Annotated in this window: 21 protein-coding genes; 12 read left to right on the top strand and 9 right to left on the bottom strand. The window is 65.2% G+C overall.

Going from position 1 to position 21481, the window contains the following annotated elements; all coding sequences use genetic code 11:
- Positions 1–37: 37 nt before the first annotated feature.
- Positions 38–1246 (bottom strand): cytochrome b/b6 domain-containing protein, encoded by a 1209-nt coding sequence (locus LCF60_RS17125; protein ID WP_292293420.1) that lies wholly within the window; start codon positions 1244–1246, stop codon positions 38–40.
- A gap of 152 nt (positions 1247–1398) precedes the next feature.
- Between LCF60_RS17125 and fabD the strand changes: the two genes are divergently transcribed.
- The 3 genes from fabD (at position 1399) to LCF60_RS17140 (ending at position 3665) form a co-directional block, all read left to right on the top strand.
- Positions 1399–2334, top strand: a complete 936-nt coding sequence (fabD, locus tag LCF60_RS17130; RefSeq protein ID WP_292293422.1) for an ACP S-malonyltransferase — start codon at positions 1399–1401, stop codon at positions 2332–2334.
- Between the two features lie 90 nt (positions 2335–2424).
- Positions 2425–3162 carry a 3-oxoacyl-ACP reductase FabG gene (gene fabG, locus LCF60_RS17135; RefSeq protein ID WP_292293423.1) on the top strand — a complete coding sequence of 246 codons (738 nt, stop codon included), beginning with the start codon at positions 2425–2427 and terminating at the stop codon, positions 3160–3162.
- 269 nt (positions 3163–3431) lie between these two features.
- Positions 3432–3665 carry an acyl carrier protein gene (locus LCF60_RS17140; protein WP_072778752.1) on the top strand — a complete coding sequence of 78 codons (234 nt, stop codon included), beginning with the start codon at positions 3432–3434 and terminating at the stop codon, positions 3663–3665.
- Positions 3666–3704: 39 nt separating this feature from the next.
- Here the strand turns inward: LCF60_RS17140 and mazG are convergent, their stop codons facing one another.
- On the bottom strand, positions 3705–4526 hold the full coding sequence (mazG, locus tag LCF60_RS17145) for a nucleoside triphosphate pyrophosphohydrolase (RefSeq protein ID WP_292293425.1): 822 nt from the start codon (positions 4524–4526) through the stop codon (positions 3705–3707).
- A gap of 63 nt (positions 4527–4589) precedes the next feature.
- Here mazG and LCF60_RS17150 point away from each other — a divergent pair, with 63 nt between their 5' ends.
- The 6 genes from LCF60_RS17150 to LCF60_RS17175 all read left to right on the top strand — a co-directional run bounded on the left by LCF60_RS17150 (position 4590) and on the right by LCF60_RS17175 (position 9938).
- The gene (locus LCF60_RS17150) at positions 4590–5750 is read left to right on the top strand and encodes a M20 aminoacylase family protein (RefSeq protein WP_292293426.1); all 1161 of its coding nucleotides are present in this window, start codon (positions 4590–4592) and stop codon (positions 5748–5750) included.
- A 3-nt stretch (positions 5751–5753) separates the two neighbouring features.
- Positions 5754–6716, top strand: a complete 963-nt coding sequence (speB, locus tag LCF60_RS17155) for an agmatinase (RefSeq protein WP_292293428.1) — start codon at positions 5754–5756, stop codon at positions 6714–6716.
- Positions 6717–6775: 59 nt separating this feature from the next.
- Positions 6776–7189 (top strand): DUF1499 domain-containing protein, encoded by a 414-nt coding sequence (locus LCF60_RS17160; protein WP_292293430.1) that lies wholly within the window; start codon positions 6776–6778, stop codon positions 7187–7189.
- 38 nt (positions 7190–7227) lie between these two features.
- Positions 7228–8283, top strand: coding sequence for a peptide chain release factor 1 (gene prfA, locus LCF60_RS17165; protein ID WP_292293448.1), 1056 nt, complete (start codon positions 7228–7230; stop codon positions 8281–8283).
- A gap of 2 nt (positions 8284–8285) precedes the next feature.
- A complete protein-coding gene (gene prmC, locus LCF60_RS17170; protein ID WP_292293432.1) occupies positions 8286–9134 on the top strand; it encodes a peptide chain release factor N(5)-glutamine methyltransferase in 849 nt (282 codons plus the stop codon).
- 204 nt (positions 9135–9338) lie between these two features.
- Positions 9339–9938: a DUF4167 domain-containing protein gene (locus LCF60_RS17175; protein WP_292293434.1), complete on the top strand. Its 600-nt coding sequence runs from the start codon at positions 9339–9341 to the stop codon at positions 9936–9938.
- A 38-nt stretch (positions 9939–9976) separates the two neighbouring features.
- On the opposite strand, the gene rsmA is transcribed toward LCF60_RS17175, so the two are convergent.
- The 6 genes from rsmA to lptF form a co-directional block, all read right to left on the bottom strand.
- A complete protein-coding gene (gene rsmA, locus LCF60_RS17180; protein WP_292293435.1) occupies positions 9977–10813 on the bottom strand; it encodes a 16S rRNA (adenine(1518)-N(6)/adenine(1519)-N(6))-dimethyltransferase RsmA in 837 nt (278 codons plus the stop codon).
- A gap of 73 nt (positions 10814–10886) precedes the next feature.
- A complete protein-coding gene (gene pdxA, locus LCF60_RS17185) occupies positions 10887–11864 on the bottom strand; it encodes a 4-hydroxythreonine-4-phosphate dehydrogenase PdxA (RefSeq protein ID WP_292293436.1) in 978 nt (325 codons plus the stop codon).
- Positions 11861–13093, bottom strand: coding sequence for a peptidylprolyl isomerase (locus tag LCF60_RS17190; protein WP_292293437.1), 1233 nt, complete (start codon positions 13091–13093; stop codon positions 11861–11863). Before LCF60_RS17190 ends, pdxA begins: the two co-directional genes overlap by 4 nt.
- The gene (gene lptD / locus LCF60_RS17195) at positions 13081–15234 is read right to left on the bottom strand and encodes an LPS assembly protein LptD (protein ID WP_292293439.1); all 2154 of its coding nucleotides are present in this window, start codon (positions 15232–15234) and stop codon (positions 13081–13083) included. Before lptD ends, LCF60_RS17190 begins: the two co-directional genes overlap by 13 nt.
- The gene (lptG, locus tag LCF60_RS17200) at positions 15234–16328 is read right to left on the bottom strand and encodes an LPS export ABC transporter permease LptG (protein WP_292293441.1); all 1095 of its coding nucleotides are present in this window, start codon (positions 16326–16328) and stop codon (positions 15234–15236) included. The genes lptD and lptG overlap by 1 nt, the downstream gene beginning before the upstream one ends.
- On the bottom strand, positions 16325–17464 hold the full coding sequence (gene lptF, locus LCF60_RS17205; protein ID WP_363318429.1) for an LPS export ABC transporter permease LptF: 1140 nt from the start codon (positions 17462–17464) through the stop codon (positions 16325–16327). The genes lptG and lptF overlap by 4 nt, the downstream gene beginning before the upstream one ends.
- A 132-nt stretch (positions 17465–17596) precedes the next feature.
- On the opposite strand from lptF, the gene LCF60_RS17210 reads away from it, so the two are divergent.
- From LCF60_RS17210 to lpdA, 3 genes are all read left to right on the top strand, one after another.
- The gene (locus LCF60_RS17210) at positions 17597–19072 is read left to right on the top strand and encodes a leucyl aminopeptidase (protein ID WP_292293442.1); all 1476 of its coding nucleotides are present in this window, start codon (positions 17597–17599) and stop codon (positions 19070–19072) included.
- A 2-nt stretch (positions 19073–19074) separates the two neighbouring features.
- On the top strand, positions 19075–19533 hold the full coding sequence (locus tag LCF60_RS17215) for a DNA polymerase III subunit chi (protein ID WP_292293443.1): 459 nt from the start codon (positions 19075–19077) through the stop codon (positions 19531–19533).
- Positions 19534–19700: 167 nt separating this feature from the next.
- Complete coding sequence (gene lpdA / locus LCF60_RS17220; RefSeq protein WP_292293444.1) at positions 19701–21092, top strand: dihydrolipoyl dehydrogenase; 1392 nt, start codon at positions 19701–19703, stop codon at positions 21090–21092.
- Between the two features lie 102 nt (positions 21093–21194).
- On the opposite strand, the gene LCF60_RS17225 is transcribed toward lpdA, so the two are convergent.
- Positions 21195–21481, bottom strand: a 287-nt coding sequence (locus LCF60_RS17225) for an SDR family oxidoreductase (RefSeq protein WP_292293445.1), incomplete at its 5' end; no start/stop codon positions are given.

A 21481-nucleotide genomic window follows, 5' to 3' on the forward strand; every position in this document is an offset into this window, starting at 1 on the left:
CGGGGTTTTTTTATACGCAGATGCAAGCGGGCGAATGTCAGTCGCCGCCACGCTCGGCAGTCAGGTCCACCGAGACGATCACTTCGAAGCCCAGTTGGCTTTCGTCTGTCATGCCATTGCCGATGTCGAAATTGCGCCGGTCCAGAACGGTGCTGCCCTGCATCCGGGCTATGTCACCCTCGACCGTCAGGTCAAAGGGCAGGGAAACCGCCTGTTCGAGCCCGCGCAGGGTCAATGAGCCTTCGGCCACGTACCCCTCTGTGGTGTTCAGAATGTCGGCGCCGAAGCGGGCGGTCGGGAACTCGGAGCTGGCAAAATAATCCGGCCCCATCGCCTGTTGCGTGACCGACCCGAGCGTGAGCGAGGTGATGGCGATCTCGACATCGACCGCGCCGGCCTGTCCATCGGTAACGGTTTCGTCAAAGCGGATATCCGCGGTCCAGTCAGAAAATGATCCCGAAACCTCGGCACCCATCTGCTCTACGGTGATGCCAAGCGTGCCTTCGGTCACCGCCCATTCGCTTTCGACCTGTTGCAACGCAGGCGCTTCGGCGGCAATCGCGCCGCCCTTGTGGTAGACGCCGAACATGCTGCCGACGCCAAGGGCGGCGGCCCAGACCAGAACGGCCAGTACCGGCGGCACCAGGCCCCGGTTCGGGCGCTTGGCCGGGTCAAACTTGACCTTGCGGCCCGGCAGCATGCGCGCCAGCGTCTGGTCCTTGTCGATCACCGCGTGCTTGATGGCCCCCGCGATGTGCAGGATCAGCGAGATCACCAGAACCCGTTCGAAAACGATATGCAGCCCGGCGGCGGTTTCGGACAGGGCCAGGTTCTCGGGCACCAGCGGCAGGTTCTGTCCGAACGGCCACCAGATCGGCGCAAAGCCTTCGGTGGCCGCGTGGTGAACCCAGCCCGACAGGGGCACCAGCACCAGCGAGCCGTAAAGCAGCCAGTGCACGATCTCGGCCAGCAGCGTTTCGGCCTTGCGATCCGGATGTATCGCCGCCGGTTTGGGCTGGGTCACGGCCCATAGAATGCGGACCAGCGCCACGAAAAACAGCGTCACACCCACCGTCTTGTGCAGCGAGAACAGCCACGCCTTGTCGGCCAGTTGCTCGGCGGTGTCGTAAGGCATGTCATTGGCGATGATCCCCAGAGGAATGACCACCAGAATGCCAAGCGCGGTCAGCCAGTGCAGGGTCTTGGCGACGGAACCGTAGTGGGTTGTCGAATTTGAGGCGGACATGACGGGCTCTCCGGGTGTTGAAAAGGTTTTGCCAGAGCTATCGCGTCCCGGCGCATCCGCAATCTTCGTCAGCGCACAGAATTCGTGCAGGAACGTTGCGTCGTCCCGACACGGGCTGTAATGGCTTGTGCCAATCAAAACCGGAGGGTGCCATGAGCCGAGCTTTTCTTTTTCCCGGGCAGGGGGCGCAAACCATCGGAATGGGCCGCGACCTGGCCGAAGCCTATCCGGGCGCGCGCGCGATCTTCGAAGAAGTGGACGACGCGCTGGACGAAAAGCTGAGCACGCTGATCTGGGAGGGCGATATCGAAACCCTGACCCTGACCGCGAATGCCCAGCCCGGGCTGATGGCCACGTCGCTTGCCGCGATGCGCGCGCTCGAGGCGGAAGGCGTTGCTGTGGAGGCGGCGTCTTTCGTGGCGGGGCATTCGCTGGGCGAATATTCGGCGCTGACGGCGGCGGGCGCCTTGTCGGTCACGGACGCGGCGCGCCTCTTGCGGGCGCGGGGCAAGGCGATGCAGGACGCGGTGCCGGTTGGCGTTGGCGCGATGGCCGCGATCCTTGGCCTGGGGCTCGAGGATGTGCGCAAGGTTGCCGACGCGGCGGCGCAAGGCGAGGTCTGTGCGGCGGCCAATGACAACGATCCGGGGCAGGTCGTGGTCTCGGGCCACAAGGCAGCGGTCGAACGGGCCGTTGATCTGGCGAAAGAGGCTGGCGCGAAACGGGCGGTTCTGCTGCCGGTCAGCGCGCCGTTCCACTGCGCGCTCATGGCCCCGGCGGCCGAGGCGATGGCCGACGCATTGGGCAAGGTGACGATCAACGCGCCTGCTGTGCCCGTGGTGGCGAATGTGCGCGCCGAGGCGGTCAGCGATCCCGAAACGATCCGCGCGCTGCTGGTGGAACAGATCACCGGTGCGGTGCGCTGGCGCGAATCCATCAGCTGGATGGTCGGGCAGGGCGTCGATGAGTTCTGGGAAATCGGAGCGGGCAAGGCGCTGATCGGCATGGTGCGCCGGATTGACCGGTCTGCCGCGACGCGCGCAGTCGGCTCGGCTGCCGATGTGCAGGCCGCAACGCAAGAGGGCTGAGGAGCCCCGGAATATCAAGGCCGGCGCCAGGAGCCTTCGTAGCACGGCACTTGGGGTGCAAGGTTGAAACGAGATGAAAAGGAACACGACATGTTCGATCTGACAGGCAAGAGCGCGCTGATCACAGGCGCATCGGGGGGCATCGGCGGCGAGATCGCCCGCGGGCTGCACGCCGCCGGAGCAACCGTGGGCCTCTCCGGCACACGCACCGAACCGCTTGAAGCACTGGCTGCTGATCTGGGCGACCGCGCCCATGTCCTGCCCTGCAACCTGAGCGACCCCGACGCGGTGGCTGCCCTGCCGAAACAGGCGGCCGAGGCGATGGGCGGCGTCGACATCCTCGTGAACAACGCAGGCATAACCCGCGACAACCTCTTCATGCGCATGTCGGACGACGAATGGCAGTCGGTGATAGACGTGAACCTGACCGCCACGTTCAAGCTGTGCAAGGGCGTGCTGCGCGGCATGATGAAGGCGCGCTGGGGCCGCATCGTGAACATCTCGTCGGTCGTCGGTGCCACCGGCAATCCGGGGCAGGGCAATTACGCCGCCGCCAAGGCCGGCATGGTCGGCATGTCCAAATCGCTGGCCTACGAAGTGGCCTCGCGCGGCATCACGGTCAACGCCGTGGCCCCCGGTTTCATCGAGACCGCGATGACCGACAAGCTGACCGAGGATCAGAAATCCGCCATCCTGACACAGATTCCCTCGGGCCGCATGGGCACCCCACAAGAGATCGCGGCAGCGGTTCTTTATCTCTCGAGCCCCGAGGCGGCCTATGTCACCGGCACCACGCTGCACGTCAATGGCGGCATGGCAATGCTCTGATTTCGCAGGGGAAACAGGGATTTTGCAGGTGCAGAAACCCCTGAAAACACACCCCTTTTCACGCGCATGCGTTTGTGTTGAAAGCGTTTGCCATCCCGATTCCATGTGCTATAGCGGCGCAGGTTTTGGACCAGCCCTTTCCATTTCGGGCCGTTCCGGTCTTCGGCGTTCGACCGGGGCGCAAACCACCGCCCGCAAGGGCAAGATCAATTCCGCCCGGGCGCGGGCTAACCCGGCCTCCGCGCCGACGAAACTGTGAGGAAGAAAACATGAGCGACGTCGCAGATCGCGTTAAGAAAATTGTTGTCGAGCACCTTGGTGTCGAAGAGGACAAGGTTGTCGAGAATGCGTCGTTCATCGACGATCTCGGCGCCGACAGCCTCGACACCGTCGAGCTGGTCATGGCCTTCGAAGAAGAGTTCGGCATCGAAATCCCGGATGACGCGGCCGAAACCATCCAGACCTTCGGCGATGCGGTGAAGTTCATCAAAGACGCGCAGTAAGCGTCTGAACTCTCGGATTTTTGGGAAACGCGTCCTGCTTCAGGGCGCGTTTTTCTTTTGTGCCTTCTCGACCGCCTTGGCGGCGTCCCAAAGCGCGTCCATTTCCGCCAGATCGCTGTCGGCGGGCGTCTTGCCCTGTGCGGCCAGCGCGGCCTCGATGCTTTCGAACCGGCGGGTGAACTTGGCATTGGCGGCGCGCAGCGCGGCCTCGGGATCAAGCCCCATGTGGCGGCCCAGGTTGACCATCGCGAACAGCAGGTCTCCGAATTCCTCGAACCGCTCGTCCGCGTCCTGAACCTCGCGCAGCTCCTGCGCTTCCTCGACGATCTTGTCCAACACCTCGTCCGTCGTGGGCCAGTCGAACCCGACCCGCGCCGCACGGTTCTGCAGCTTGATCGCGCGGGTCAGGGCGGGCAGCCCCTTGGCGACCCCGTCCAGCACGCCGGTTTCCTTTTTCCCTGCGCGTTCGGCCGCCTTGATCTGTTCCCAGTCCAGCACCTGCTGCTCGGCCGATTTGTCCCGGCTCTCGTCGCCGAACACATGCGGATGCCGCGCCACCATCTTGTCGGAAATCGCGTTCGCCACGTCGTCAAAGCTGAACATCCCGGCCTCTTCGGCCATCTGCGTGTGATAGACCGACTGGAGCAGCAGATCGCCCAACTCGCCCTTCAACTCGCCCCAGGCTTGGCGTTCGATGGCGTCCGCCACCTCGTAGGCTTCCTCGATCGTGTAGGGTGCGATCGACGCGAAATCCTGTTCGATGTCCCAGGGACAACCGGTCTCGGGGTCGCGCAACCGGCGCATGATTTCCAGCAGCCGGGGCATCCCTCCCTTGGGATCGTGGATCAGGTCATCGGACATTGCAGGCCTCCGTGCTTCGGGATTAGATGCAGGGATGCGGCATCACGGCAGGGGAGTCCAGACATGGCCATCATCAACCGGATCGGGGATTACGCCGAGGACCTCAAGACATGGCGGCGGCATCTGCACATGCACCCGGAACTGAGCCTGGATTGCTTTGAGACAGCCGCTTTTGTTGTCGCGCGCCTGAAAGAGTTCGGCGTCGACGAGATCCATGAAGGCATCGCGCAATCCGGTGTTGTGGCCTTGATCCACGGCAGGGGGAATGGCCCCGTGACCGGCCTGCGCGCCGACATGGACGCGCTGCCGATGCAGGAAACCACGGGTGTCGAGTACGCCTCGACCATCCCCGGCAAGATGCATGCCTGCGGCCATGACGGGCACACCACGATGCTCTTGGGCGCGGCGCGCTATCTAGCCGAAACCCGGAATTTCAAGGGCACGGTTGCGCTCATCTTCCAGCCCGCCGAGGAAACCGTGGGCGGCGCGCGCATCATGGTCGAGGAAGGCATCATGGACCGCTTCGGCATCGAAGAGGTCTATGCGCTCCACACCGATCCCTTCGGCGAGGCCGGTGTGTTCAACACCTGTTCGGGCCCGATCATGGCGGCGGTGGACGATTTCGAGATCACGATCACCGGCAAGGGCGGGCACGGTGCGTTCCCGCACACCACCCTCGATCCCGTGCCCTGCGGTCTGGCCATCGGTCAGGCGCTCCAGACGATTCCGTCGCGCAACGCCGATCCGCGCCTGCCGCTCGTGGTGTCCCTGACCATCATCCAAGCCGGCAGCGCCACCAACGTCATTCCCGAAACCATGCGGCTGGCGGGCACCGTGCGCAGCTTTGATCCGGGTCTGCGCGACATGGTCGAACGCCGCTTTGCCGAGATCGTCGCGGGGCAGGCGGCCAGCTATGGCGTCAAGGCCAGGCTTGACTATATCCGCAACTATCCCGCCACGATCAACCACGCCGCCCAGACCGATTTCGCCGTCCGCGTCGCCAAGGAGGTGGTGAGCGAAGCCCGTGTGATCGATGACCGGCATCCCGAAATGGGGGCCGAGGATTTCTCCTACATGCTCGAGGCGCGACCGGGCAGCTACCTGATGCTGGGGCAGGGGATCGGGCCGTCCTGCCATCACCCGGCCTTTGATTTCAATGACGATGTGGCCCCCATTGGCGCGTCCTTCTTTGCCCGCCTTATCGAAACACGGCACGGAGTGTGAGCCATGGCGCTTGAAGACGCAAAAACCCAGATCGACCACGCCTTCACCCGCGACGACCTCAGAGGTGCGAGTTTCGAGAACGCCTTCGCCGGGGCCACGTCGTTCCTGCGGCGCAAATACACCAAGGACCTGACGCAGGTGGACATCGCCATCACCGGCGTGCCCTTCGATCAGGCCGTGACCCATCGCACCGGCACCCGGTTCGGCCCGCGCGCCATCCGCGAGGCATCGACCCTGCAACCCTACGACAAACCTTACGGCTGGGATTACAACGTGCTCGAAGACTTCGCGATTGCCGATTACGGCGATCTGGCCTTCGACTATGCCAAGACATCGGAATTCCCCGAAACGCTGAAATCCCATATCGCGGGCATTCTGGCGACCGACACCGCAACGGTCACGCTGGGCGGCGATCACTATATCACCCTGCCGATCCTCGAAGCCTATGCCGAGAAATACGGGCCGCTCTCGCTGCTGCAATTCGACGCCCACACCGACACCTGGGCGGATGACGACATGGAGCGCATCGACCACGGCACGTTTCTCTACAAGGCGGTCAAGCTGGGTCTGGTGGACCCAAGCCGGTCTGTCCAGGTGGGCATCCGCACCGACAATCCCGACACGCTGGGCTTCAACATCATCGACGCCCGCGAGATGCATCGCATCGGTCCCGAGGCCGTCGCCGAGCAGATCCGCGAGATACTCAAGGATTACCCGACCTACCTCACCTTCGACATCGACTGCCTTGATCCGGCCTTTGCACCAGGCACCGGCACCCCGGTCTGGGGTGGCCCGTCCACGGCCGACATGGCGGTGATCCTGCGGAATATCGCCGGGATCGAACTGATGGGGGGCGACGTGGTTGAAGTCAGCCCCCCATTCGATACTACGGGAGCCACGGCAATCGCGGGTGCGCATGTGGCGACAGAGATTCTGTCTCTCTGGGGCTGGACGCGCCGCGCCTGAAGGTCTGTACAAGTGATCAAAGGGGCAGGTGCCCCGTCGAGGCAAGGGTATAAGGCGTCGTGAAATTGATTTTCTGGGCATTGATCTTGATCGTTGTCGGAGGCTTGGCCTGGATCAGGCTGGCCCCGTCAGACCCGGCTGTCTGGCATGTCGATCCCAAGGTGACGGCCGATCAGGATCTGGCCGGCGGTGTCCGTCGGCGCATCCCGGCCGAGGATGGCACATTCGCCACGCTCGACCGCATCATCCTCGCGACGCCCCGCACCGAAGTGCTGGCGGGGAGCGTCGAAGAGGGCAAGGTGACCTACATCACCCGCTCGCAATGGATGGGCTTTCCCGATTACACCACCGTCATGAAGGACGCCGACGTGCTCGAGCTTTTTGCCCGCCAGCGCTTCGGTCAATCCGACTTGGGTGTGAACAAGGCGCGGGTCGAGGGCTGGCTGGACCGGCTCCGGTCGCAAGAGGGATAGCCCTTGACCGGACCGCGCGGATGTCCGACATCCTCACCATGATCCCCGAAGACCGCCTGCACCAGATCACATCGCGTTTCGAATACCTTGAGGCCCGGATGGCAGAAGGGGCCGGCGACATCGCGGCCCTGGGCAAGGAATATTCCGACCTCAAGCCGGTGGTCGAACAGATCGCCGAATGGAAACAGATCCGCGCCGATATCGCCGACGCCGAGGTGATGCTCGACGATCCCGAGATGCGCGAACTGGCTCAGGAGGAACTGCCCGACCTCAAGGCGCGGCTGCCAGAGGTGGAGCACGCCCTGCAACTGGCGCTTCTGCCCCGCGACAGCGCCGATGCACGCCCGGCGATGCTTGAAATTCGCCCCGGCACCGGGGGCGAAGAGGCGGCGCTCTTCGCCGGAGACCTGCTGCGCATGTACCAGCGCTATTCCGAAGCGCGCGGCTGGCGCTTCGAGATCATCGAGGAACAGGCGACCGAGATCGGTGGCATCAAGGAGGTCGTGGCGCATATCACCGGCGACAACGTCTTCGCCCGGCTGAAATACGAATCCGGCGTTCACCGCGTCCAGCGCGTGCCGGAAACCGAAAGCGGCGGGCGCATCCACACCTCTGCCGCCACGGTTGCGGTCTTGCCCGAGGCGCAGGATGTGGACATCCAGATCAACGCGGGCGATCTGCGCATCGACACCATGCGCAGTTCCGGCGCGGGTGGCCAGCATGTCAATACCACCGATTCGGCGGTTCGGATCACCCACATCCCCAGCGGCATCGTCGTCACCAGCTCCGAGAAATCCCAGCACCGCAACCGCGAGATCGCGATGCAGGTGTTGCGCACACGCCTTTTTGATATGGAACGTCAGAAGGTCGACGCCGAACGCTCGGCCAGCCGCAAGTCCCAAGTCGGCTCCGGCGACCGCTCCGAACGCATCCGCACCTACAACTTTCCGCAGGGCCGCCTGACCGATCACCGGATCGGCCTCACTCTCTACAAGCTCGACGCGGTGATGGCGGGCGATCTCGATGATATCATCGACGCGCTGACCGCCGATGCGCAGGCCACGCTGCTGGCCGAAATGGGAGCGACGCCCTGAGCATGTCCGGAACCGACCTTCTGCGCCGCGCCGTGACGCAGCTCAGGGCGGCCGGGATCGACGACCCCGCCCGCGACGCGCGCAGGCTTCTTGCGCATGTGCTTGACCAGCCACCCGGCCGCCTGACCCTCGTTATGGCCGATCCGGTCACCGACGCACAGGCGGACGCGTTCGACGCGCTCATCACCCGCCGCGCCGGCCGCGAACCGGTGTCCCACCTGATCGGAAAACGCGCGTTCCATGGCCGCGACTTCCTCGTCACGGCGGCGGTTCTCGATCCCCGACCCGAAACGGAAATCCTTGTAAACCAGTCCCTTGAGGCAGCTTTTTCAACCGTACTGGATCTGGGGACCGGCTCTGGCTGCATCCTTCTGACGCTGCTGGCCGAACGCCCCAAGGCTGTCGGCCTTGCCACCGACCTGAGCGATGCGGCCCTTGCCGTCGCCCGCCGCAACGCCGCGCAGCTCGGCCTGCTCGACCGCGCCGATTTCGCGCCGGGGGCCTGGTTCGATCCGGTGCCCGGGACGGCGCGCTTCGACCTCATCGTGTCGAACCCGCCCTATATCGCACGCGACGAGATGCCGGCGCTGGCCCCCGAGCTTGCGCATGAGCCGCGCATGGCCCTGACCGACGAGGCGGATGGCCTCAGCGCCTATCGCGCGATCGCGGCGGGCGCATCGCGCCACCTCGTGCCGAACGGTCGGCTCGTGGTCGAAATCGGCCCGACCCAGGCGGGGGCGGTCGGGGACCTGTTTTTGGCGCATGGTCTTGAAAACGTCAGCGTCCATGCCGACCTTGATGGTCGTGACCGGGTCGTCTCCGGCGTCTTCCTGCCGCAGATTGACCCCTGACCACCATATTCCGAAGCAGTTGGGCAGATTATACTTGTAAGCTGCGGTCGGACATGATTACTCAAAGGGGCCGAAGCGGTCGAGGCAGGTTTGCACCCCTCTCGCACGGTCGTAAGCCCAAACATGGATGCAATTGCACAGGACCCGCGCACGAAGCGCACACAGCAATCGCAAAACAGCTGAAAGAAGGCTGGAAAGTAACAAATGCGTTCTTCAAACAAACGTTCGCGGAACAAGAACAACCGCAGCCGCCCCAACTCTGTCGGCAACGTCGTCAACCGCGTGTTCGACAGCTCCGGCCCCGAGGGCAAGGTGCGCGGGACTCCGCAACAGATCATAGACAAGTACAACCAGCTTGCGCGGGATGCCCAGCTTGGCAATGACCGCGTCAATGCCGAGAACTTCCAGCAGCATGCGGAACATTACATGCGCCTGCTGAGCGAGGCACAGCGCGAACAGGACGCCCGCCGCGAGCAGCAGGAGCGGGAAAACCGCGAACGCCAGCAGCAGCGCGATGCGGACCGGGGCGCCCGTCCGGATCAGGACCAGCAGCAGCAGCCGCAGACCTCCGATCCCGCCACGGCTCCGCAGCCCGACGTGATGGACACGTCCGGCGACGGTGACAGCGACAGCGGCCTGGTGGAAACGCCAGAGGCCAAGGCCGAGGAAAAGCCGAAGAAACCCCGCGCCCCGCGCAAGCCCCGCAAAAAGCCCGAGCCCAAGACCGATTCCAAGACCGACGACTCCGCCGGTTCATCGGATGCTTCCAGGTCGGACGAAAAAGCGCCTGACGCGGCCGAGTGACGGGCGACGGCGGGCCCATCGCCCGCCGTTCGTGTGGCTCAGCCCAACCTGCGCGCCAAGGCGCAAAACCCCTCGACCGACACCCGTTCCGCGCGTTCCGTGGGGGCGATGCCGACGGCCGTCAGATGATCCTCGATATCGGGTGACAGCCCCTTCAGGGACGCCCGCAGCATCTTGCGGCGCTGGTTGAACCCGGCGGCGACCACCCGTTCCAGCACTTTCGGATCGGCCTCGAACCGGGGCGCGGGCAGGGCGCGCAGATGCACCACGGCGGAACTGACCTTGGGTGGCGGCGTGAACGCCTCGGGTGGCAGGTGCAGCACGATCTGCGCGTCGCAGCGCCACTGTGCCAGAACCGCAAGACGCCCGTAGGCCTTGTCTCCCGGCTTGGCGACAATGCGCTGCGCCACCTCTTTCTGGAACATCAGTGTCAGGCTGTCCCAGACCGGCGGCCACGCCTTGGGCGTCAGCCAGCGCACCAGCAATTCGGTGCCCACGTTATAGGGCAGGTTGGCACAGATCGCGATCGGCGGTGTCAGCCGGTCCAGCGGGTTGATCGCCAGCGCATCGCCTTCCACCACGTCCAGCCGTCCGGGATAGGCGTCGGCGATCTCGGCCAGCGCCGGCAGGCAGCGCGGATCCTTTTCCACCGCCAGCACCCGGCGCGCGCCTTCGGCCAGAAGTCCCCGCGTGAGACCTCCCGGCCCGGGCCCCACCTCGAGCACATCCATGCCCGTCAGGTCGCCCGCCTGCCGCGCGATCTTGGCGGTCAGGTTCAGGTCGAGCAGGAAATTCTGCCCCAGCGCCTTGCGCGCGCTCAGACCATGGGTCGCGATCACCTCGCGCAGCGGAGGCAAGCCATCAATTGTCGCCATGGAGCCCTCTGCATGCCGGGCGCATCCCCTGCTTCTTCTCTTCAAAAATATGCAAACGCTGTCCCATCCGCATCTACACCGCCGGACGTTGTGCCGAGGCCAGCCGCCACGCCATGCGCAGCGCCTCGATGGTCGAAGTGGGGTTGGCCTGTCCGGTGCCCGCGATGTCGAAGGCGGTGCCGTGATCCGGCGAGGTGCGCACGATGGGCAGGCCAAGCGTCACGTTCACACCCCGGTCGAAATCCAGCGTCTTGATCGGGATCAGCGCCTGGTCGTGATACATGCAGATCGCCACGTCATAGCCGGTGCGCGCCGCGGCATGGAACAACGTGTCCGCCGAAAGCGGACCGGTGATCCGCATTCCCTCGCTGCGCAACCGCTCCAGCACCGGCGCGATCACGTCGATCTCCTCGCGCCCCATGCGCCCGCCCTCGCCGGCATGTGGGTTGAGCCCCGCCACCGCCAGCCGCGGGTCGGCGATCCCGAACTGCGCCCGCAGGGCGGCATGGGTGATCCGGATGCGGGTCTCCAGAAGCTCGCGCGTCAGCGCCCGCTTCACCTCGTGCAGCGGAATGTGGATCGTCACCGGCACAACCCGCAAGGCGGGGCCGGCCAGCATCATCACCACCTCCTCCGCGTCGCAGAGATGCGACAGGAACTCGGTATGCCCCGGAAAGCCGAACCCCGCACCCTCCTGAAGCGCCTGCTTGTGGATCGGCAGGGTACACAGGCCTCCGGCCTTGCCGCTCGAGGCCAGCGCCACGGCGCGTTCGATCGCCGACACCACGAACTTGGCCTGGGTCGCCTGCGGTCTGCCGGGGGTACGCGGCCCGGCAAAGTCATGCCGCAGCACGGGCAGGGCCGGGCCGGCCGCACGGGCCTCGTCCGGCGCGGCGATTTCGACCCAGTCGGTGCCCCCGGGCAAATGCGCCGGGTCGCCGATCAGAAAGAACGGCACCTCGTCATGCAGCGCCGTCCATGCCTTGGCGGCCAGTTCCGGTCCGATCCCGGCAGGCTCCCCGATGGTCAGGGCGATGGGGGCTGCGGTCATTGCGGGGTGGTGATGCGGGCGTCGGCGCGCAGTTGCGACAGGTAGCTCTGGGCCAGCGAGTCGAGCCGCTGGTTCCGCAATCCCAGGACAAACTGGTCACGGTCGACATCCTCGTTCACCTCGGCGGTGCGGCCGCACAGCATGAGAAAGACCAGCGTCTGACCGTTCGACCGCGTGAGCGCCGTCGACACCTCGCCGGGATCGAGCTTGGAAAGCTCGAACGCGATGTCGGTGGGGATGGTCTCGGGCGGCAGGGTCTGACGGTCCAGCACCTCGGCGGGCTGGCCTTGCGCGACACCGTAGAGGTCGTCGCAGCGATCCACCCGGCTTTCCAGGACCCGCGCCTGGGCCAGCGTGGTGTCGCTGCGCCCGCCGGGCAGGTAATAGGCAGCGTATTCGATGGCCGAATAGGTCGGCGCGGTATACCCGGTCTCCTCGATTCCGCGCAGCTGGAACAGCGCCACCGCGTCCGGGATCGGGATCGGATCGGTCACTTCGCCCGGCGCCAGCGCCAGCACCAGCGGGCGCAGGACGGGCGGCAGATCTTCAAGGTTCTGCCACGGCAGACGGCCCCCCGCGTTGCGGCTGGCGGTGGCGGAATAGCGCCGCGCCTGGGCCGAGAACTCGGCCTCCGACGTGGTCTGGCTGATCAGCTCGGCCCGGTCGCGCACGGCGTCGGCCTGTGCCGGCGGGGCTGGCATGATGATTTCGGAGAGCAGCACCCGCACCGACGACCCGCCCGCCGCGCCAAGCGCCCGGTCGACCTCGTCTTCCGAGATGTTCACCCGCCCGGCAAAACGCGCCTGCACCAGCAACCGCCAGCTCAGGCCGGCGCGCACGAAATCCCGGAAGGTCTGCGCGGCCACGCCATTGGCCTCGAGCGCCTGGATGAATTCCTCGCGGGTCAGGTCGGCCCGGCCCGCGAATTCCGACATGCCGTCCAGCACTTCTTCGGCCGAGGGCACGATGCCCGCCGCATCGGCGGCCTGAAGCCGCAGGCGGTCGTCGATCAGCTGTTCGCGCGCCAGCTCCTGCACATTGCCGCGCGCGTTCAGCACGGTCAGCATCCGCGCGCGCTGGTCCAGTTCGTAGGCCGTCACCACGCTGTCATTGATGCGCAGCGCGGGGGCGAAAAGGTTCTGGGCAGTCGCGGACACCGGGCCAAGCGCCAGCGTCACTCCAAGCGCGATGGCGCCCAGCTTGCGGATCGAATTGTTCAATAGCTGCATGAACGGCGGTACTCCTTGCCGCTGCCGCCGGTGCTGAACCCAGTCAGCGCGACGGTCAGGCCGAAATCGGTAGATGGTTCAAGGTTAGTGGAAGAGGCAAAGCTGCGCGAGACCGAAAAGTCCACCGCGACACATTCGTTGCGGTATTCCGCGCCGATCCCTGCATTCAGGAACTGCTCTTCGGCGATGTCGTATCGGGTGTTGCCTGTGGCGGTCCAGTTGCGGGCGACGTTGTAACGCCCGTTCAGGCGCCATTGCGACTGGGCGTCGTCGCGGTCTTCAAGGCTGTCGGTGGTCAGCAGGATGTAGGAGGCACCAAGCGCATAGCGGTCACCGCTCACGTTGGCCTGCATCTCGGCCTTGGTGAAGCGCGTGTCGACAGGATCGAAGATCCCGCGTCCCAGAAGCTGGATCCCGGTCTTGTGCTGGAACTGCCCGGCGATCAGCCAGTCCGAGGCCGTGCTGTCCAGCCCGGACGAGCGCGAGAACGCGGCGTCGAGGTCTTCGCGCCAGACCCGTCCCAGAGTCAGCGACGCGCGCCAGCCCTCGGGGTCCTGCCGCATCCAGCGCAGCCCGGCCGCGCCGACCAGACCGCGTTCGCGTCGGTCCGGGGCCGGAAAGCGCGACAGCGACAGCAGGTTGCCTTCGTCGAATTCCACCCGCGTGCTTTCGTCGTTGGGAACACCGGATCTCTCGCCGCCGATCCAGCCGACTTGCGCCAGCGGTTCGAGCAGAACCCGCGCGCCGTTGGAGGTGCGTTTCAATAGGGGCCAGCGCAGTTCGACCGACGCCGCCGGTGTGATCTCGGTATAGTCGGGCTCGGACGTGGCATCCTGATCGACGAAGAAATGATCGACCCAGACCTGTCCCACCGCGCCCGCGCGCAGGCCACCCGGCAGGGTCCAGCGGTCCCGCCAGCTCAGATCGAGGTTGGCGCGGGCCATGTCGCGCCCGTCGACCACGCTGTCGGCGTCGCTGCCGTCGACATCGGTATCCGAGTACCGGAAATGGCCATGCAGCTGGACCCCGAGTCGCATCTCGCCGCCGACACGGGCCGGAAAGAACCTCCGGTTATAGCGCAGATCGCCGATGATCGTCGGTTGTGTGGCGTTGTTCTCGCCATCGGTCAGGCTTTCGTAATGGATCAGCCCGGTCGAGAAGGAACTGTCCCGCCGGGTGCGCGACAGGGTGATGGCGCTGTCCAGCCGGTCTTTCTTGAAGACGCTGTTGTAGTCGTTGAGATAGGATTCGTCGCTGACCGCCTCGATATCGAAGGCAAGCCGAAAGTCCCGCGGCAGGCGAAACGATCCCTCGGCAAAGAGCAATCCGCGCGCCGCCCCCTTTTCCAGGCTGTCCCGGCTAAGCGCTCCGTTGACCGTGAGATCCCCATTGCGGAACGCCTGACGATACCGCAACTCCAGCGTCCGGGTGATCGGTGACACATAGGGTGTCAGCGTCAGGTCCGCATGATCGCCGATCGGCACGAAGTAGGGCAGCTTGATCCCGAAGCCCAAAAGGCTCGATGTCTTGAGTTCCGGTATCAGGAACCCCCGCGCCCGTTCCAGAGTCGGGTCGGGCAGGCGCATCCGGGGGATGTAGAAGACCGGCACACCCAGTACCCGCAACTGCGCATTGTCGAAATAGATCTGGCGTTCCTCGGCGTCATGCACCACGCGGCTGGCCCGGATCGCCCAGAGCGGCGGGCCGTTGCTGCCGCAGACCTGGCACGAGGTCGCGGCCACCTGGCTCATTGCCGTGTAACGTCCATTCACCCGCGCGGCGCGGGCCGAGGCGATCTGAAGCTGTTCGTCCAGGACGAATCGCGCGCTTTCCAGCAGGCCGTTCTCGAACCCCTGGTCCAGCTCGGCCTGGGTCGCGGTCAGCACGTCGCCATTGGGCTGGATGATCCGGATCGGCCCCTGGATGTCGAGCGTGTTGTCCGTGCGGTCATAGACGATCGTCGACGCCGTCAGCCGTGTGCCCTCGTGCAGCGCCTCGACATTGCCGGTCGCCACCAGGACGTCGCCACCCTGTTCCACCAGCACCTGGTCGGCAAGCAGCAGGACGTCGTCGGTCTGGGCGCGCAGCGTCCCCGTGGTCAGCATCAGCGCGCAGAGGCCGGCAAGCAGGGCGCGCCGCATCACCCGTCCTCCCTGTGCAGGATCAGCCCAAGCGCCAGCAGCACCGAGGCCAGTGGCGGCACCCAGGCGGCGGCCAGCGCGTTCAACTGCCCGTTTTCGCCCAGGATCTGCGCGAAGTTGCGCACGTAATACAGGGAAAACCCAAGCAGAACCGCCGACAGGACGGCAATTCCGGTGCCGCCCATCCGGCTGTGGCGCATGGTGAAGGCCGCGCCGATCAGCACCATCGCCACCAGGAAGACCGGGCGCGCCATCTCCATCTGCAACCACACCGCGTGCCGCCTTGCCGAGAACCCGGCATCCTCGAGATCGGTGATGAAATCGCTCAATTCCCAGACCGAGATCGCCGAGGGCCGTCCGAACCGGTCCTTGATGTTGTCCTCGGTCAGCGTCGACGGCACCGTCAGGACGTCATGGCGCACCGAATTGGTCTCGGGATTGACCCCCGCCACCAGTGGCCAGACCTTGGCGTCCTGCAAGACCCATTCGCCGTTTTCCAGCGTCGCCTGGTCGGCATCTATGCGCCGCGTCGGCCCACCCCCTTCGGCATAGGCGACGAACATCACGTCATAAAGCACCGTGCCGTTCGGATTGGCGCGGGCTGCCCGGATCACCGTCTGGCCGCGCGGATCGGATTGGCGCAGCCACAACCCCTCGGCACCGATCGACAGCGCCGAGGTGCCGCCATTGCGGTAGGTCTCGCGCAGGTCGGCATAGGCTTTCGAGGTCGCCGCCACGATCGGGTTGCCCATCGCCACGGCCAACCCGCCGATCATCGCCGCGACGACCAGCGGCCCGACCAGCGCGGTCAGCCCGGACCGGCCCGCCGCCCGCGCCACGACCAGCTCCGATGACCGCGCCAGCGACACGAATAGCGTGATGGAGGACAGGATCATCACCAGCGGCAGGATCTGGTACATGCCTTCGGGGGTGTTCAGCAGCGTCAGCCGCATCACCTCGGCAAAGCTCACGGAGTCGTCGAGCCGGCGAATCTGCTCCACCAGGTCAAGCAGCACCTGGAACAGGAAGAACACGGCGAAGATGCCCAGAAAGGTCCATAGGAAACGCCGAGCGAAGTAAAGATGCAACGTCATGCCGCCACCTCCTCCTCTGTCGCTGCGTTACCCCTGGAATGTCGGAACGGTCGTGCCGCCAGGTGCAGCACCACGGCCGCAATGGCCAGCCCGACAACCGACGGCAGGTAGACCAGCGGCCACAGATAGGCATGGTCGCGGGTCGGATCGGTGACGGCGCTTTCCACCAGCTTGATGACGACCAGAAGAAAGATCGCCAGCACGATCTGACGCCCGACGCCGAACCGGCTGAAGCCACCGGTCAGCAGCGTCGCGAACCCGATCAGCGCGGACACCATCCCCAGCAGCGCCTGCTGGAACCGTCCATGCAGTTCCTCGGTGATCCGGGCCAGCCGCACCCCGACCAGGTCGGCCATCTCCTGGGGACGGGCGATCATGTCCCCTGTGGAAAGATGCCGGGGCCGCAGGTTGAGGTTCTGATCCTGCACGATCAGCGTGCTGATGTCATAGGTGAAATCCTGAAACAGCGTCGTCGACAGCGCCTGGGTCTCGAGCCGCAAAGTCTGCGCCAGTCCGCTCACCATGACGAGGCGTGGCCCGGTCTCTCCTTGCACCACATAGGCACGCTCCGCGGTATAGGTGGTCTCGCGGTCGTCGGTCCGGCGGTCCGACAGGTAGACGTCGCGCAATTCGCCTTCGGGCGTGATTTCGCGGATGAAGAATGTCACGCCCGGTCCGGGATGCAGGAACGTGCCTTCGCGCAGCAGACGCGCGCTGACGGATCCGGAAATCTCCACCTCGCGCTGCTTGAGCTGGGATATCGAAGCCGGCACCAGGAAATGCGTCAGCACCGACATCATCAGCGCCACGATCACCCCGAACAGCAGGACCGGCCGCGCCAGTCGCCACGGGCTGTAGCCGGTCGCCTGAACCACGGTCAATTCCGAGTCGCCGATCATCCGGTTGGTCACGTAGACCGCCGCCGCAAACGACGCCATCGGCAGCACGAGCGCGATCACGCCGGGCAGGCTGAGCGCGGTGAATTCCAGAAACACGCCGGCCGAATGGCCGTCGGCAATCAGCCGGTCGAACAGGATGACGGCGCGGTTGACCCAGTAGACGGCAACCAGCACAAGCGCAAAGAACCCAAAGAGGACCATGAGTTGCGACAGCATGTATCTGTCGAATCTTGGCACAGCGGACCCCTTCACACGAGATAGAGTGGGCCGACACGACCCGGTGCCCTAGGGTTTGCGGGAAAACCCGCCTCTGGTCAACCGCACGCGCGGGCGTTACCCCTATGTCAAAACCATCTCATGGAGCAGAACATGGCGGAACTTCGCGCACTCTCATTCGCGCCGGTCGATCTTGACGCCCTTGCCACCGCGCAGGGCCGGATCGCGGTCTTTGTCACCCCCGATCTCAAGCTGAGCGCCGGCGCGCGCCGGCTCAACCGGCTGGCCAAGGGCGCCATCGCCCGGGCCACCACCTCCGAGGCCTGGGACAAGCTCGACGAGGGCAAGGTGATGTCCTTCACCTGGCCCGCCGGGGTCGAGGCCGAGGCCATCGACCTGGTCAAGCTGTCGCGTCGTCCGACGCCGGAACAGGCCCGCAAGGCGGGGGCCGCGCTGGCCATGACGGCGGGATCGTCGGAGCTGACCGTGCTGGTCGAGGGCACGGGCAGGGCGGAAGAAATCGCGCTTGGCCTGGCGCTGCGCGGCTATGGCTTTGACGATCACAAGACCAAGAAATCCGACCCGATGGGCAAGGCCACCCTGATGTGCAGCAAGCCCGAGGAGGTCGAAGCCGCAGCGGCGCCGCGTCTGGCCGTGGCCGAAGGCGTCTGGTTCACCCGCGACCTGGTCAACGAACCCGCCAACGTGCTGACCACCACAGAATTCGCCAAACGGCTTCAGGCCCTCGGCGATCTCGGGGTCGAGGTCGAGGTGCTCGAAGAGGACGCGCTGGAAAAGCTGGGCATGGGCGCGCTGCTCTGTGTCGGGCAGGGGTCGGTCAGCCCGTCCAAGGTGGTCATCATGCGCTGGACCGGCGGTGCCAAGGGCGACGCCCCGCTGGCGCTGATCGGCAAGGGCGTGGTCTTCGACACGGGCGGCATTTCCCTCAAGCCGGCGGGCGGTATGGAGGACATGACCATGGACATGGGCGGCGCCGGTGTGGTGGCGGGCGTCATGCATGCGATTGCCAGACGCAAGGCCAGGGCCAACGTGGTCGGCATGGTGGGCCTTGTCGAGAACATGCCCTCGGGCAACGCGGTGCGGCCCGGTGACGTGGTCACGTCCATGAAGGGCGACACGATCGAGGTCATCAACACCGATGCCGAAGGTCGGCTGGTTCTGTGCGACGTGATGTGGCACGCGCAGGAAGCGGAAAAGCCCGCCGCGATGATCGACCTCGCCACCCTGACCGGGGCTTGCATCATTGCACTCGGGCATGAAAACGCCGCCGTCTATTCGAATGACGACCCGCTCGCCAATGCCTTCCTCAAGGCGGCGGAAACGGAAAGCGAAGGCGCGTGGCGCATGCCGCTGGGCAAGGCCTATGACGACATGCTGAAATCTCCCGTGGCCGACATGAAGAACGTCGGAGGACGGCCCGCCGGGTCGATCACCGCGGCGCAGTTCCTCAAGCGCTTCGTCAAGGACGACATCCCGTGGATTCACCTCGACATCGCCGGGGTTGCGCATGTCAAAAGCGATCTCGACATGTCGCCCAAGGGTGCGACCGGCTGGGGCGTCCGCGCGCTCGACCGGCTGATCGCCGACAAGTACGAAACCCGGGACTGACCATGGGCGCGGCGTATTTCTACCACCTCACGCAAAAGCCGCTCGAGGCGACCTTGCCCATGCTGCTGGGCAAGGCGCTGGGTGTCGGCTGGCGCGTCGCGGTGCGGGGGACCGATGCCGCGCGTATGGACTGGCTGGATCAGAAACTGTGGCTGGGGTCCGAGGACGGGTTCCTGCCGCATGGTCTGGCGGGCGGGCCGCATGACGCGGCCCAGCCGGTACTGCTGACCGTCTCGGCGCAGGCCGCCAACACCCCGCAATGCCTGATGAGCGTCGATGGCGCGGATGTCGCACCGGACGAGGTGCAGGCGCTAGAACGGGTCTGTGTGCTCTTTGACGGAAATGACCCTCCGGCGGTCGAGGTGGCGCGTGGCCAGTGGCGCAAACTCACTGGCGCAGGCTGTTCGGCGCAATACTGGTCCGAGGAATCGGGCCGTTGGGAAAAGAAGGCCGAAGCCTGAATTCGCACATGTTAACAAAAGGTTAAACGGTCAGCGGCGTTGACCCATTGTTTCGCGCGCGAAACATTCGGTCCGCTTCGGACCTACCTGTGCAGACCCCATTGTGAGCCTCTGCGCATTCGCTTACGCTTTGCTCTGAACCTGACCTTGAGGGAGGAACGCAGGGCATGAGCAAGAGCTTCGACATGATTGTCATCGGGGCCGGACCGGGCGGCTATGTCGCGGCCATCCGCGGCGCGCAGCTTGGGTTGAACGTGGCGATTGTCGAACGCGAACATCTGGGCGGCATCTGTCTCAACTGGGGCTGCATCCCGACCAAGGCGATGTTGCGCACCTCCGAAGTGTTCCACCTGATGCACCGCGCCAAGGAGTTCGGCCTCACGGCAGACGGCATCGGCTACGATCTGGACGCGGTGGTCAAACGGTCACGCGGGATCGCCAGGCAGCTCAATTCCGGGGTGGGCCATCTGCTCAAGAAGAACAAGGTCACCGTGCTGATGGGCGAGGCGACGATCCCCGCCAAGGGCAAGGTGCAGGTCAGGACCGACAAGGGCACCGAAGACCTGACCGCCAATAACATCGTCATCGCGACCGGCGCCCGCGCTCGCGAATTGCCGGGGCTGGAGGCCGACGGCGATCTGGTCTGGACCTACAAACACGCGCTGGTGCCCAAACGCATGCCGAAAAAGCTGCTGGTGATCGGATCCGGTGCCATCGGCATCGAATTCGCCAGCTTCTACAACACGCTGGGCGCCGAGACGACCGTGGTCGAGGTGATGGACCGAATCCTGCCGGTCGAGGATGCCGAGATCAGCGGTTTCGCAAAGAAACAGTTCGAAAAGCAGGGCATGAGGATCCGCGAACAGGCGATGGTCAAGCAGCTTGATCGCGGCAAGGGCAAGGTCACGGCCCATATCGAGACGGGCGGCAAGGTTGCGAAAGAAGAGTTCGATACGGTGATTTCGGCGGTGGGCATCGTCGGCAACACGGAAGGTCTGGGTCTCGATGCGCTTGGGGTCAAGATCGACCGGTCCCATGTCGTGACCGATCCGATGTGCCGCACCGGGGTCGAGGGTGTCTATGCCATCGGTGACATCGCTGGCGCGCCGTGGCTGGCGCACAAGGCCAGCCATGAGGGTGTCATGGTGGCCGAACTGATCGCCGGTGGGCATCCGCATGCCGTGGAGCCGGACAGCATCGCGGGCTGCACCTATTGCCAGCCGCAGATCGCCAGCGTCGGCCTGACCGAGGCGCAGGCCAAGGAGCAGGGCTACGACATCAAGGTCGGGCGCTTCCCGTTCATCGGCAATGGCAAGGCGATTGCGCTGGGGGAATCCGAGGGGCTGGTCAAGACGGTGTTCGATGCGAAAACCGGGGCGCTTCTGGGCGCGCATATGGTCGGTGCGGAGGTCACGGAACTGATCCAGGGCTATGTCGTCGGACGACAGCTGGAGACCACTGAGCAGGATTTGATGCAAGCCGTGTTCCCGCATCCGACCCTGTCGGAGATGATGCACGAGGCGGTGCTCGATGCCTGGGGCCGGGCGATCCACTACTGATCTTGGGAGCGCGTTTCCGTTAACGGAAACACATCCTGCGTCGACGCAGGATGGGCGCGGACGGTGACGGATGACCCTTTTCTCACCGTCGCAGGAAGCACGTCAGACGTGCTGGCCGCCGTTCACCTCGATCTCCGTTCCTGTCACATACCCACTCTGGCCCGAGCACAGGAAATAGATCACGTCCGCCACCTCCTGTGGCTGGCCAAGCCGCCGCATCGGCAGTTTCTCGACGATCTTGTCGGTGCCTTCGCTCAGGATGCTGGTCTCGACCTCGCCGGGCGCAATTGCGTTTACCCGGACCCCCAAGGGTCCGAAATCATGGGCCATTTCGCGGGTCAGTGCGGCCAGCGCCGCTTTGGACGTGGCAAAGGCGGCACCGGCAAAAG

It is taken from the genome of Marivita sp., assembly GCF_020055635.1.
Classification (GTDB): domain Bacteria; phylum Pseudomonadota; class Alphaproteobacteria; order Rhodobacterales; family Rhodobacteraceae; genus Marivita.

Bases quoted from the DNA above. Each gene is read 5' to 3' on its own strand.
- LCF60_RS17125 (WP_292293420.1), bottom strand. From the start codon at position 1,246: ATGTCCGCCTCAAATTCGACAACCCACTACGGTTCCGTCGCCAAGACC.
- fabD (WP_292293422.1), top strand. From the start codon at position 1,399: ATGAGCCGAGCTTTTCTTTTTCCCGGGCAGGGGGCGCAAACCATCGGA.
- fabG (WP_292293423.1), top strand. From the start codon at position 2,425: ATGTTCGATCTGACAGGCAAGAGCGCGCTGATCACAGGCGCATCGGGG.
- LCF60_RS17140 (WP_072778752.1), top strand. From the start codon at position 3,432: ATGAGCGACGTCGCAGATCGCGTTAAGAAAATTGTTGTCGAGCACCTT.
- mazG (WP_292293425.1), bottom strand. From the start codon at position 4,526: ATGTCCGATGACCTGATCCACGATCCCAAGGGAGGGATGCCCCGGCTG.
- LCF60_RS17150 (WP_292293426.1), top strand. From the start codon at position 4,590: ATGGCCATCATCAACCGGATCGGGGATTACGCCGAGGACCTCAAGACA.
- speB (WP_292293428.1), top strand. From the start codon at position 5,754: ATGGCGCTTGAAGACGCAAAAACCCAGATCGACCACGCCTTCACCCGC.
- prfA (WP_292293448.1), top strand. From the start codon at position 7,228: ATGATCCCCGAAGACCGCCTGCACCAGATCACATCGCGTTTCGAATAC.
- prmC (WP_292293432.1), top strand. From the start codon at position 8,286: ATGTCCGGAACCGACCTTCTGCGCCGCGCCGTGACGCAGCTCAGGGCG.
- LCF60_RS17175 (WP_292293434.1), top strand. From the start codon at position 9,339: ATGCGTTCTTCAAACAAACGTTCGCGGAACAAGAACAACCGCAGCCGC.
- rsmA (WP_292293435.1), bottom strand. From the start codon at position 10,813: ATGGCGACAATTGATGGCTTGCCTCCGCTGCGCGAGGTGATCGCGACC.
- pdxA (WP_292293436.1), bottom strand. From the start codon at position 11,864: ATGACCGCAGCCCCCATCGCCCTGACCATCGGGGAGCCTGCCGGGATC.
- LCF60_RS17190 (WP_292293437.1), bottom strand. From the start codon at position 13,093: ATGCAGCTATTGAACAATTCGATCCGCAAGCTGGGCGCCATCGCGCTT.
- lptD (WP_292293439.1), bottom strand. From the start codon at position 15,234: ATGCGGCGCGCCCTGCTTGCCGGCCTCTGCGCGCTGATGCTGACCACG.
- lptG (WP_292293441.1), bottom strand. From the start codon at position 16,328: ATGACGTTGCATCTTTACTTCGCTCGGCGTTTCCTATGGACCTTTCTG.
- LCF60_RS17210 (WP_292293442.1), top strand. From the start codon at position 17,597: ATGGCGGAACTTCGCGCACTCTCATTCGCGCCGGTCGATCTTGACGCC.
- LCF60_RS17215 (WP_292293443.1), top strand. From the start codon at position 19,075: ATGGGCGCGGCGTATTTCTACCACCTCACGCAAAAGCCGCTCGAGGCG.
- lpdA (WP_292293444.1), top strand. From the start codon at position 19,701: ATGAGCAAGAGCTTCGACATGATTGTCATCGGGGCCGGACCGGGCGGC.